General features: G+C 69.0%; 11 protein-coding genes and 1 pseudogene. 3 read left to right on the forward strand and 9 right to left on the reverse strand.

All coding sequences use genetic code 11. The features are described 5' to 3' along the window. Window positions 1-71: 71 nt before the first annotated feature. Together ACEN9J_RS05485 and ACEN9J_RS05490 are read right to left on the reverse strand one after the other, a co-directional pair. Entirely contained in the window at window positions 72-1,727 is a 1,656-nt protein-coding gene (locus ACEN9J_RS05485) for an acyl-CoA dehydrogenase family protein (protein ID WP_413763543.1), read from the reverse strand. Then, on the reverse strand, window positions 1,724-2,383 hold the full coding sequence (locus ACEN9J_RS05490; RefSeq protein WP_413763544.1) for a TetR/AcrR family transcriptional regulator: 660 nt from the start codon (window positions 2,381-2,383) through the stop codon (window positions 1,724-1,726). The genes ACEN9J_RS05485 and ACEN9J_RS05490 overlap by 4 nt, the downstream gene beginning before the upstream one ends. A gap of 136 nt (window positions 2,384-2,519) precedes the next feature. On the opposite strand from ACEN9J_RS05490, the gene ACEN9J_RS05495 reads away from it, so the two are divergent. Next, a complete protein-coding gene (locus ACEN9J_RS05495) occupies window positions 2,520-3,515 on the forward strand; it encodes a Rieske 2Fe-2S domain-containing protein (protein WP_413763545.1) in 996 nt (331 codons plus the stop codon). Next, the gene (locus ACEN9J_RS05500) at window positions 3,508-4,323 is read left to right on the forward strand and encodes a thioesterase family protein (protein ID WP_413763546.1); all 816 of its coding nucleotides are present in this window, start codon (window positions 3,508-3,510) and stop codon (window positions 4,321-4,323) included. Before ACEN9J_RS05495 ends, ACEN9J_RS05500 begins: the two co-directional genes overlap by 8 nt. A gap of 13 nt (window positions 4,324-4,336) precedes the next feature. Here the strand turns inward: ACEN9J_RS05500 and ACEN9J_RS05505 are convergent, their stop codons facing one another. The 5 genes from ACEN9J_RS05505 to ACEN9J_RS05525 all read right to left on the reverse strand — a co-directional run bounded on the left by ACEN9J_RS05505 (window position 4,337) and on the right by ACEN9J_RS05525 (window position 9,000). Beyond that, window positions 4,337-5,578 carry a class I SAM-dependent methyltransferase gene (locus tag ACEN9J_RS05505; protein ID WP_413763547.1) on the reverse strand — a complete coding sequence of 414 codons (1,242 nt, stop codon included), beginning with the start codon at window positions 5,576-5,578 and terminating at the stop codon, window positions 4,337-4,339. A 575-nt stretch (window positions 5,579-6,153) separates the two neighbouring features. After that, window positions 6,154-6,573, reverse strand: a complete 420-nt coding sequence (locus ACEN9J_RS05510; RefSeq protein ID WP_413763548.1) for a hypothetical protein — start codon at window positions 6,571-6,573, stop codon at window positions 6,154-6,156. A gap of 184 nt (window positions 6,574-6,757) precedes the next feature. Beyond that, window positions 6,758-7,681, reverse strand: a complete 924-nt coding sequence (locus ACEN9J_RS05515; protein WP_057590233.1) for a cation diffusion facilitator family transporter — start codon at window positions 7,679-7,681, stop codon at window positions 6,758-6,760. Between the two features lie 29 nt (window positions 7,682-7,710). Next, window positions 7,711-7,890, reverse strand: a complete 180-nt coding sequence (locus ACEN9J_RS05520) for a DUF3606 domain-containing protein (protein ID WP_057590232.1) — start codon at window positions 7,888-7,890, stop codon at window positions 7,711-7,713. A 117-nt stretch (window positions 7,891-8,007) separates the two neighbouring features. After that, a complete protein-coding gene (locus ACEN9J_RS05525) occupies window positions 8,008-9,000 on the reverse strand; it encodes an AraC family transcriptional regulator (protein ID WP_057590231.1) in 993 nt (330 codons plus the stop codon). Between the two features lie 193 nt (window positions 9,001-9,193). Between ACEN9J_RS05525 and ACEN9J_RS05530 the strand changes: the two genes are divergently transcribed. Then, window positions 9,194-10,246, forward strand: a complete 1,053-nt coding sequence (locus ACEN9J_RS05530) for an aldo/keto reductase (RefSeq protein WP_413763549.1) — start codon at window positions 9,194-9,196, stop codon at window positions 10,244-10,246. A 224-nt stretch (window positions 10,247-10,470) separates the two neighbouring features. Here ACEN9J_RS05530 and ACEN9J_RS05535 read toward each other — a convergent pair. Both ACEN9J_RS05535 and ACEN9J_RS05540 read right to left on the reverse strand, forming a co-directional pair. Then, a pseudogene (locus ACEN9J_RS05535) lies at window positions 10,471-11,142 on the reverse strand (NAD(P)H-binding protein); the annotation flags it as partial. A gap of 23 nt (window positions 11,143-11,165) precedes the next feature. Beyond that, window positions 11,166-11,474: a plasmid stabilization protein gene (locus ACEN9J_RS05540; protein WP_413763550.1), complete on the reverse strand. Its 309-nt coding sequence runs from the start codon at window positions 11,472-11,474 to the stop codon at window positions 11,166-11,168. Window positions 11,475-11,494: the final 20 nt, after the last annotated feature.

The following is an 11,494-nucleotide window of genomic DNA, read 5'->3' on the forward strand; positions in this document are numbered from 1 at the left end:
TGTCGGCGCCGGTACTTCGCGTTCGAGGATAGCGGCAATCGCGTCGACGCGCAGGCCGCCGATCCGCTGCGTTACGACGCCACGGCCGTGTCGCGCCCGAAGGCCAGCGCCGCGAGTTCCTCGTCCGAGGCGGGCAGCACCGGCGGCACCAGCGCGTCCTGCAGGAACAGCCGCAATGCGGTCCATCCCGAGCCGTCGGCCTTGCGCGCCTGGCGCCATGCGGCCGCCTCGAGCAGCAGCACCGATTGATAGGTGCGCGCCATGCCCCAGGCCAGGCGCCGGCCATCGCTCTCCTGCGCGCGCGGCATCAGCTCCGCGAGCGTGCGTCGCGCATGCACGATCGCATCGGGCGCGCGCGTGCCCTGGCCCGCGAGCGCCGAGAGCCGTTGGTCGATGTCGGCGAGAAAGGCCTCGCCCGCCTCGGGCGCGCGCAGCGCACGCAGCACGTCGTGCGCGAGCACCGAGGTCGTGCCCTCCCAGATGCAATGCACGTGCAGGTTGCGCAGCACGCGCGGGATGCCCGTGTCCTCCACATAGCCCGCGCCACCGAAGCTCTCGACCAGCTCGCTCGCCGCCCAGATGCTCTGGCGCGCGCAGGCCAGCTTGGTCAGCGGCGCCAGCAGCCGTGCCAGGCCGGACGCGCCGGTGCCGCGCTCGTGGCGATTGAGCGCGAGCGCGGTCTCGAAGTTGAGCGCCAGCATCGCCTCGTACTCGGCCGTGATGCGCGCGATCCACTGCGCATGCAGCGGCTTCTCGGCGAGCATCTGGCCGAACACGCGGCGCCGGCTCGCGTAGTCGCGCGCCAGCATCAGCAGATGGCCCACGCCCGCCGGGCCGCCCCACGAGGCCCACAGCCGCGCGACGTTGAGCAGGTCGCCGATCTTCGCGACACCGCGATCGATGCCGCCGACCGGCACCGCGACGGTGCCTTCGAGCTCGAGCTCCGCGGTCGGCAGGGCGCGCGTGCCGAGCTTGTCCTTGAGGCGCCGCACGGCGATGTGGTTCCAGCTGCCGTCGGGGCGGCGCAGCTCGACCAGGAACAGCGACAGCCCGCGGCTGCCCGGTACCGCGTCCTCGGGCCGCGCGAGCGCGAGCGCCATCTGCGAGGTGGTGGCCGAGGTGAACCACTTGGTGCCGTGCAGCGACCAGGTGCCGTTGCCACGCGGGCGTGCGACGGTCGAGGTCTGGCCGACATCGGAGCCGCCCTCCTTCTCGGTCATCCACTGGCCCGAGGTCCAGCCGCCCTGCCGCGCCGTGAGCATCGGCCGGTAGCGCGCGGCCAGCGCTTCGTCGTGCAGCGTGAGCAGGCGCGCGGCGCCATCGGTCATCACCAGCGGACACGAGGCCACCGCGCCCGCGCCGTCGTACAGGTTCACGAGGCCGGCCTGCACCACGCGCGTGAACTCGCCGTAGGGGTTCTCGTAGGGCAGCGCGACCAGGCCCTCCTCGAGGCCGATGTCGACCAGGCGATGCCAGGCCGGATCGACCTCGATGCGATCGACGCGCCGACCCCAGGCATCGAAGGGCTCGTGGCGCGGCACGTTGTGCTCCGCCGTCGCGGCCAATGCGGGAATCTCCTGCATCGCGCGCTCGCCCATGCGCTGGAGCAGCGGGGTCGCGTCGGCGAAGACCTCGGCGGGCAGCAGGCGTTCGAGCGTGTGGTGCAGAGTGCGGTCGCTCGCGAAGCGGTTCGACGGCTCGGGATGGGGCTGGATGAAGTCGGTCATGGTGTCTCCTTGGCCGAAGGCGGGACGGGTGCCTTCTTTGTGCGCGCGGTGTGGTCGAGCACCGCGGCCAGGCACAACGCGACGATGTCTTCCACTACGCGCTGCGCCGCGCGCTTGGACAGCACGCCGAGCGCGAGCGGGCCGATCATGGCTTCGGCCAGCGCGCCGACGATCGCCGCGGCGCTGGTGTGCGCGTTCTGCGCGCGGAACTCGCGGCTGTCGATGCCGTCCTCGATCACCGTCACGAAGATCGCGCGATAGGGTTCGCGAAAGCGCAGCCGGTCCTCGTCGATCTGCGGCGCCACCGGTTCGGCCAGCAGGGCCCACGCGAGCTTGGGCCGCTTGAGCGCGCGGTGCGCGAAGGTGCGGATGATCGCGGCCAATCGCTCGCCGGCACCGCTTTCGGAGGCGGCCGCGGCGGCGCAGGCGTCGATCTCGCGCTGCGAGGCCTGGCGGAACACCTCGTCGAACAGGTCGGTCTTCGACGGGAAGTACTGGTAGAGCAAACCGGTCGAGACCTCGGCCGTGGCCGCGACCATCGGCATGGTGGTGCCGCCGTAGCCATGGGTGGCCACGAGTTCGAGCGCGGCCAGCACGATGCGCTCGCGCGTGAGCGTCATGCGCTCCTCGACTTTGGATGTGCGTCGGTAGGTCACGCGAAGAATTGAATCACAGTTCATTTCTTATTGCAATTGCACTCCGGCTCCCTATACTTCGACGCCTCGGCCGCATCGCAACGATCGCGCCGCCGGCGGCCGCGGCGTCCAGTTCAACCACCAAGGAAGCTTCTCCATGCGCAGGTTCGACGACTCCTCTTTCGGTCACGGCTGGTTCCAGGCTGCCTACAGCGAGGACCTTCGCAAGGGCCACGTGCAGCCCCTCACGGCCATGGGCCGCGAGTTCGTGCTGTGGCGCGACATGCAGGGCCAGGCCCATGCGATGGATGCGCACTGTCCGCACCTCGGCACCCACCTGGGCCACGGCGGCCGCGTCTGCGGCACCTCGCTGCGCTGTCCGTTCCACGGCTGGCAGTTCGCGGGCGACGGCGCCTGCACCGACATTCCCTACAGCCCGAATCCGCGCCTCGAGATGCGGCACCTGAAGTCCTGGCCGCTGGTCGAGCGCAACGGGCTGGTGATGGTGTGGTGGCATCCGCGCGGGATCGCGCCCACCTTCGAGGTGCCGGCGATGCCCGAGCATGGCGATGCGCAGTGGTCGCGCTACCGGCGCCAGCGCTGGGAGGTCGCGACGATCTGGCAGGAGGTGCAGGAGAACATCGTCGACACCACGCACTTCCACCACCTGCACGGCGTGGCCACGCTGGCGCGGCTCGACCGCTTCGAGCCCGCGGGGCCGGCGCTGCACGTGAACATCCTGCACGACTTCAACACGCCGCGCGGCCGGCTGCCGGGCTTCCTGCAGACCTCGCTGTACGGCCCCTACTTCGCGACGGTGCGCTTTCGCATCGCCGACCTGGCCGAAATCCTGTTCGTCGATTCGGTGGTACCGATCGAGACCGGCCGCGTCGCCGTGAGCTTCAGCCTGATGGCACGGCTGCAGGGCATCGCCTCGCCCGACATGAGCCTCGCGCTGATCGACGAGGCGATCCACCAGGTGAGCCAGGACGTGCCGATCTGGGAGCACAAGATGCGCTGGAAGCGTCCCAGCCTGGCCGAGGGCGACGGGCCCATCATGCGCTTCCGCCATTGGGCCGAGCAGTTCGAGACCGAGGACGAAGTGCCTGCCCCCGCGCCCCTGCGCCGCATCGAGATCGCCGCCCATGCATGAGCTCGCCGCCTCCGATGCCGTCTTCGTGCGCGAGGACGCGAACAGCTGGCGCGCCAGCGAACTCTCGCGCGGGCCCTGGGATCCGCGCGCGCAGCATGGTGGCGCGCCCTGCGGCCTGCTCGCGCACATCGCCGAGTCGGCGGTGGAGGGCGAAGGCTGGCAGCTCGCGCGGCTCACGGTCGAGCTGATCCGGCCGGTGCCGGTCGACAGCCTGTCGTCGAGCGTCGACGTCGAAGCGGGCCGCACCACCGCGCGCGTCGAGATAACGCTGATGGCCCAAGGCAAGCCAGTGGCCAAGGCGCATGCATTGCTGGTGCGCACACAGCCCGTGGCGCCGCCCGAGGAGACGTTGCAAAGGCCGCTGGCCCCTGCCCTGTCGATGCCGGCACCGTCGGACTGCACGGCACCGCTGCGCATCCCGGGCCTGCCCGACGTGCGCTCGTTCTATTACACGGCGACGGAAAGCCGCGTGGCCGCCGGCGATGCCGCGGCACCGGGACCGGCGGCCGCCTGGTTCCGGCTGCGCGTGCCGCTGGTCGCGGGCGCGGCCAATTCGCCCGCGATGCGCGCGGCCGCCGCGGCCGACTTCGGCAATGGCCTGAGCTGGGTGTTGCCGGCGGAGCGCTTCAACTTCGCCAACGCCGACCTCTCGCTGCAGCTTGCACGGCAACCCGTGGGCGAATGGGTCGGCCTCGACGCCGTGACCACCATCGCGCCCGACGGCAGCGGCTGCGCCTTCAGCCAGCTGCACGACGAGCGCGGGCGCTTCGGTTTCGCGACGCAGACGCTGCTGGTCTTCGCGCGCTAGCGAGGCATCGCGTTCAGGCCGCGACCGCGCCGGCGTACATGTAGCGCCGCGACCAGGGCAGCGTCTTCGCGGCGCGGCCGGCCTTGCGGCCCACGATCTGGTAGATCGCCACGTCGTCGTTCTCGAAGGCATAGGCGCAGCCCGCGAGGTACACGCGCCAGATGCGGAACTTCTCCTCGTCGACCATCGCGCGCACCTGCTCGGTGTGTGCCTCGTAGGCATCGCTCCACAGGCGCAGCGTGCGCGCGTAGTGGCGCCGCAGGTTCTCCACGTCGAAGGCCTCGAGGCCGCCCTGCTGCATCGATTGCAGGGTCAGGCCGATGTGCGGCAGTTCGCCGTTCGGGAACACGTAGCGGTCGATGAAATCGCCACCGCCGTAGGAGACGCCGCCGCCTTCGGGGTCCGACGAAGTGATGCCGTGGTTCATCACCACGCCGTCATCGGCCAGCAGCGCGCGCACGCGCCGGAAATACTCGGGCAGGTTCTTGCGGCCCACGTGCTCGAACATGCCGACGCTGGTGATGCGGTCGAACTGCCCGCTCACATCGCGGTAGTCCTGCAGCCGGATCTCGATGCGGTCGGCCAGCCCCGCGGCCTTCACGCGCTCGGTCGCCAGGTCGAACTGGTTCTGCGACAAGGTCACGCCCACGCAGCGCGCGCCGAACTTCTGCGCCGCGCGGATCACGAGCGCACCCCAGCCGCAGCCGATGTCGAGCAGGGTCTGGCCCGGCTGCAGCTGGATCTTGGTGAGGATGTGGTCGATCTTCTTGAGCTGCGCGGTCTCGAGGTCCTCCTCGCCGTTCTCGAAGTAGGCGCACGAATAGACCATGTTCGGGTCGAGCCAGAGCTGGTAGAAGGCGTTCGAGACGTCGTAGTGGTACTGGATCGACTTGCGATCCGACGCCTTGGTGTGCGTGAAGTAGCGCGCCATGTTCTTGAGCGCGCTGGCACCGGCACCGGCACCGGTGCCGTTGTCGAGCGAACTCTTCGCGAGCCCGTAGGCGATGTCGATGATGTCCGAGAGCTTGCCCTCGATGTCGATCTTGCTCTGTACGTAGGCCTCGCCGAGGTTGGCCAGCGTGGGCTCGAGCATCAGCGACAGCGCCGAGGGCGATTTCACGTGCAGGGTGACGGCGGGGCCGCTGAAGTCGCCGAAGTCGTACGACTTGCCGTCCCACAAGGTCAGCCGCGCGGGCAGATTGGCACGAGCGCGGACGGCCGCGCTCCACTGTTCGACCTTCTTTTCCCAAAGCATGCATTTCTCCGTGTTGGTGTTGCTTGCGATTCGGGAAAGCACGATAGCCAGATTCCGTGCGATGTGCAGGGACATGCTGGATTTCGACCTGATGTCGACCCGGCATAGCGAGGCAACCTGACGGGATGACATGTCTCTGAAGGAATATGTAGGAAAACTACAAGCGTCGAATTCTCACAATCTGTAATACAAATGAATTCTTTCGTGAGAATAATTAGGCATTGTTTCGATGCTGTATACAGGCCCAAGAGCCTCGGCAGGGGAAGAGCTCGGATGCAAACCAATTTTGGATTTCACGCCGATGGCCATACTTTTCTCGAACTGTTCCTGCGGGCTCGCCCATCTTCGGCGTGTTCCCCGCCGCACCTGGATGCGATGGCTTCCCTGGTTGCGTCACTACCAATGCAGTCTCTGCGGAGAACGGCGTTTGGCGTCCGAGCGCGCCGTGAATGCGGCAGTCGCCGATCGGCTGAGCCGCGAAGCTGTCGTTCGCCATTGATCGGCCACGGCCCGGCCGCCGGTTGATCCGGCGCGTGCCTTTCCCGTTGCGCACCGAGACGCCTCGACCTCAGGGTTCAGTCGTAGCGCACGGTCACAAGTACGGCCTCGGCGCGCCGAGATTCGGGCGCCGCCACCGACAACACCCCGCCTTCCTGCCCGATCGACCACTCGCGCCGTTGCGCCAGCGGCGTGGTCCGACCTTGCGCATCGACGAACGCGATGGCCAGCGGCTGCGCGCCGAGGGCATCGACGCGCACGCTGGCGCTGGGCGCATCGATCCGCTGGCGCAGGAAATGGATCTCCGTGGCGTCGCCCGTCACGCGGTGAACGAACGCGGTGGGCCTCGCGGCGACACGCGTCTCGTAGGGTGCTCCGACGATCGCGCCGGTGAAGTGGATGGTTCCGTCGGCGGCCTGGGTCGCCGGCGGCAGGAGGCACAGGGCAAGCATTGCCGGGCGTGCCAGGTTGCGAAGCGTCAAGGCGTGATGACTCACGTGAGGCTCCTTTCTCTCTGCTCAGATTGCTCCCTGATTTCTGAACAGAATGAAACCATTGATTACAAGCAAATGCAAGTAATTGTTTCCGTCATGACGAGGGGTTGCGCGGCGATACGGAAATCTGTAGTGGCTTGTCACCACGCTGTCGCACCAGCGTGCGTCGTGCCGCGCGCAGCGCCGGTCAGGAGCGCGGCGCCAGGTCCGCGGGCGCTTCGCTGGCCTCGATGAACAGCCGCTTGATCATCGGAAAGCGCGCCCGCACCTGCCGTTCGATGGCGGCGATGGCCTCGGCGGCTTCGCCGGTGTCGGTGTCGTCCTTGAAATTCACGTCGACGATCGCGAGCACCTGGTCGGGCCCGATGTACATCGACAGCACCCGGCCCACCTCCTCCACGCTGGGCTGCGCCATCGCCAGCTCGCGGATCGCGCGCGCCGTCTCGGGCCGCACGCCCTCACCGATCAGCAGGCCGCGCGACTGGGCGATCAGCAGCAGCGCCACGCCCGCGAGCAGCAGGCCGATCACCATCGAGGCCGCGCCGTCGAACACCGGCATGTCGAAGCGGTGGCCCAGGTAGATGCCCAGCGCCGCCACCGCGAGGCCGGCCAGCGCGGCCGAGTCCTCGGCCAGCACGGTGTAGGTGGTCGGGTCCTTGCTGCGGTCGAGCGCCTGCCAGAACGGCGTGCCGCCGGCCTGGGCGCGGAACTGCCGCAGCGCGATCAGGAAGCTCGTGCCCTCGAACACCGCCGCGGCCGCGAGCACCACGTAGTTCCAGGTCGGATCGCCCAGCGGCTCGGGATGCCGGATGTGCTCGATGCCTTCATAGAAGGACACGCCGCCGCCGAGCCCGAAGATCAGCACCGCGACGATCAGGCTCCAGAAATAGAGCTCCTTGCCGTGGCCGAACGGATGCTCCACGCTCGGCGGGCGCTTGCTCAGGCGCAGGCCGACCAGCAGCAGCACGCCATTGAAGGTGTCGACCGACGAATGGATGCCCTCGGACAGCATCGCCGAGCTGCCGGTGATGCCGGCCACGGCGAACTTGGTGATCGCGATGGCGATGTTGGCGCCGATGGCGCCGTAGATGGCGATGCGGGATTCGGCCATGGAGAGCGTGGCCGTTCGCTAGCCGGGCCTCAAGGCAGGCCGAGGTAGATGCGCAGGTCGTCCTTGTAGGTACCGGCCGAGGCGACGGCGGTGCGAAGCCGTTCTTCCGACACGCCGAACCATTCGGTCCAGTAGTCGACTTCCTTGAGGTCGGTCACGTCGATCCGGTCATCGTCTCGGGGGATGCGGATCTGAAGCTCTTCGGACATCGGACGTTTCTCCTGCGTTGAAGCCACGCAGTGTCGCGAGCGCTCGGCGCCACGAGGCCGGACGCGGACGACACTGCGTGCAGGACGGCATCCATGCGCGCCGCGCACGCAGGATGCTCAGGCCGCCTCGCGCGAGGCCGCGCCCAGCGCGTCGTTGCCCGCCTCGCCGAGCCAGCGGCGCTTGTCGCGCAGCGGCGGCGCGCCGAACATGCGGCCGTACTCGCGCGCGAACTGCGAGGGGCTCTCGTAGCCCACGTTGTGCGCGGCCGTCGCCACGTCGGCGCCGGTCAGCAGCATCAGCCGCCGCGCCTCCTGCAGGCGCAATTGCTTCTGGTACTGCAGCGGGCTCATCGCGGTCACGGCCTTGAAGTGGTGATGGAACGAGGACACGCTCATGTGCACCGCGCGCGCCATGTCCTCCACCTTCAGCGACTGCGCGAAGTTCACGCGCAGCGCGCTGATCGCCTTGGCCACGCGCTGGGTGTGGCTGTCCTGCAGCGCGATCTGCCGCAGCCGCGCGCCCTCGCCGTTCACCAGCAGCCGGTACATGATCTCGCGCTTGATCAGCGGCGCCATGATCGGCACGTCCTCGGGCGTTTCGAGCAGGCGCAACAGGCGCAGCACCGGCTCGAGCACCGGCATCGCGATGCGGTTGACGTACATGCCGCGCGAGGCGGGCGCATTGGCCTTGGCCGGCAGCTGCTCGCTGCGGATCAGCTCGCCGATCTCGTCGACCGCGAGCTCCAGCCGCAGGCCCAGGTAGGGCTCCTGCTCGCTGGTCACGCGCACCTGGCCGCACACCGGCAGGTCGACCGAGGTGACCAGGTAGTGCATCGGGTCGTAGACGTAGATGTCGTCGCCGACCATGATCCGCTTGGAGCCCTGCGCGATCAGGCCCAGCGCCGGCGTCTGCATCGCGTGCTTGGGGCCGTCGGGCTTGCTGACGCAGTAGACGAACAGCCCGGGCACCGCGGTGTCGATCGAGCCGTCGCGGCCGCCGGTCACCAGGTTGATCAGGCGCACCAGCTCCTTGCGGGCTTCGTCGAGTTCGGGTTCGAGCGGCAGCGGCGTGCCGATGGCGGAAAGGATGTCGGGGGTTTCGTCGGACATGTGGCGAGTCCTTGTCACGGTGGAGAAACAAGCGGCTCGCAGCTTAAACCTCCCCTGGCGCGCCCGCACGCCCGCGAGCACCGGTCTGGAGAATTAGGCAAGACCTTTGCAGGAACGCGCTGGCCCCGGGGCGGCGCGCGGCCGGATACTTTTCCGGGGCCCACCGGGCCTTTAACGCAAAGGAATTCTTTCGATGCAATACCGCAAATTCGGCCGCACCGGCCTCTTCGTCTCCGAACTCTGCCTCGGCACCATGACCTTCGGCGGGTCTTCGGGCATCTGGGGCCAGATCGGCGATCTCCAGCAATCCGAGGCCGAGGCGCTCGTCGGCCGCGCGCTCGACGCCGGCATCAATTTCATCGACACCGCCGACGTCTATTCCGAAGGCCAGTCGGAAGTCATCACCGGCCAGGCGCTCAAGAACCTCAAGGTGCCGCGCGACAAGGTGGTGGTGGCGACCAAGGTGCTCGGCGAAACCGGCAGCAAGGGGGTGAACTCGGCCGGCGCCTCGCGCTACCACATCATGGACGGCGTGAAGGCCAGCCTGCAACGGCTGCAGCTCGACCACATCGACCTCTACCAGATCCACGGCTTCGACCCCGCCACGCGCATCGAGGAAACCGTGGAAGCGCTCGACACCCTGGTGCGCCAGGGCCACGTGCGCTACGTGGGCGTGTCGAACTGGGCCGCCTGGCAGATCGTCAAGGCGCTCGGCATCGCCGAACGCAAGGGCCTCGCGCGCTTCGAATCGCTGCAGGCCTACTACACGATCGCGGGCCGCGACCTCGAGCGCGAACTGGTGCCGATGATGCGCGGCGAGGAGGTCGGCCTGATGGTCTGGAGCCCGCTGGCCGGCGGCTTCCTCAGCGGCAAGTACAGCCGCGATGGCGACGCCGAGCAAGGCAGCCGCCGCATCGCCTTCGACTTCCCGCCGGTCGACAAGGAACGCGCCTTCGACTGCATCGACGTCATGCGCGAACTGGCCGAGGCGCGCAAGGTCTCGGTGGCGCAGATCGCGCTGTCCTGGCTGCTGCACCAGCCGGTGGTGACCAGCGTGATCATCGGGGCCAAGCGCGTCGACCAGCTCGACGACAACCTCGCCGCCACCGCCATCAAGCTGAATGCCGACGAACTCGCGCGGCTCGACAAGGTCAGCGCGCTGCCGGCCGAGTACCCGGGCTGGATGCTCGAACGCCAGGGCGGCGTGCGGCGCCAGCGCGTGGCGGACTCGCTGGCGCGCGGTTGAGACGCGCGGTGCGCTGCCACGCAGCCGGAGCGGCTGCGCACCAGCGCGCCGATGTATTCGCGCAGCGGGACGCGCCCGCGCTCGGGATTCTCGACCTCGTACTTCCGCTCGAGCGTGATGCGCGTCATCGCCGCGTACGAGGCCGCGCCCGCGTCCGAGAAGCCCATCGCCCTGAACGCATGCTCCCACTGGCTGCGCGGGGTCTGGACCGCGCGCACCGGCTTGTCGAGGGCCAGCGCGAAGGCCTCGGCCACGTCCGCGCTGGTATAGGGCTCGGGCCCTTCCACGTGGTGCGGGCCCGAATCCTTCGCCGGCCCTTCCATCAGCCGCGCCGCGAACTGCCCCAGGTCGCGCGGCGCCACCATCGGCAGCGCGAAATCGACCGGATACATGGTGTGGACCACGCCCTGCTCCTGCGCCGTGCGCAACGACAGGTCCCAGTTGCTCATGTAGTAGGCCGCGCGGATCACGGCGGTGGGAATGGGCTGGGCCGCGAGCGCCTGCTCCATCTCGTGGAGCACGCCGAGGTCGCCGATGCGCTCGCCCGGCTGCGCGCCGTAGGCCGACTCGGCCACGATCTTCTCGAGGTTGGCGCCCTGCACCGCGCGCAGGATGCTGCGCAGGCTGCGCCGTTCCTCGGCCGCGGTGTCGGTCGAGGGCGCCGCGGGCGGGTTCAGCAGGAACAGGCGCTTGCCGCCGGCCAGCACGCGCTGGAAGGCCGGGACGTCGAACACGTCGACCACCGCGACCTTGGCGCCCTTCTTGCGCAGCGCCTCGGTCTTCGAGGCATGGCGCGTGACGACGGTAACGGGCTGGCCCTTGGCCAGCAGCGCTTCGGCCAGGGCCGAGCCCACATGGCCGGTGGCTCCGAGGATGATGTGCATGGTCGTCTCCATGATCTCCGTGACGGCGGCCGGACTCAGCCGCGCTGCTCGTTGCGCTGGCGCGTGGCCGCGGCCTTGCGCGCCGAGGCCGACCGCGCGGCCGCGGGCCGGGCCGCCGCCGCGGCACCGCCCTTGTGGCCGCCCTTGCGCGAAGGCGCGTGGTTCTCCGGCCGGCCGCGGCCCGAGCCGCTCTTCTTGCCGCCGCCGGTCTCGGCGTTCACCGTGGCCCAGGCACGGCGCTCGGCCTCGCCCCGGCCCACGCCGCGCTTCTCGTAGCCTTCCTCGATGTGCTCGGCCTTGCGTTTCTGCTTGTCCGTGTAGGACGACTTGTCGCCTCTTGGCATGGTCATCGCTCCTGTGTGCA

It is taken from the genome of Variovorax sp. Varisp41 (assembly GCF_047325085.1).
Taxonomy (GTDB): domain Bacteria; phylum Pseudomonadota; class Gammaproteobacteria; order Burkholderiales; family Burkholderiaceae_C; genus Variovorax.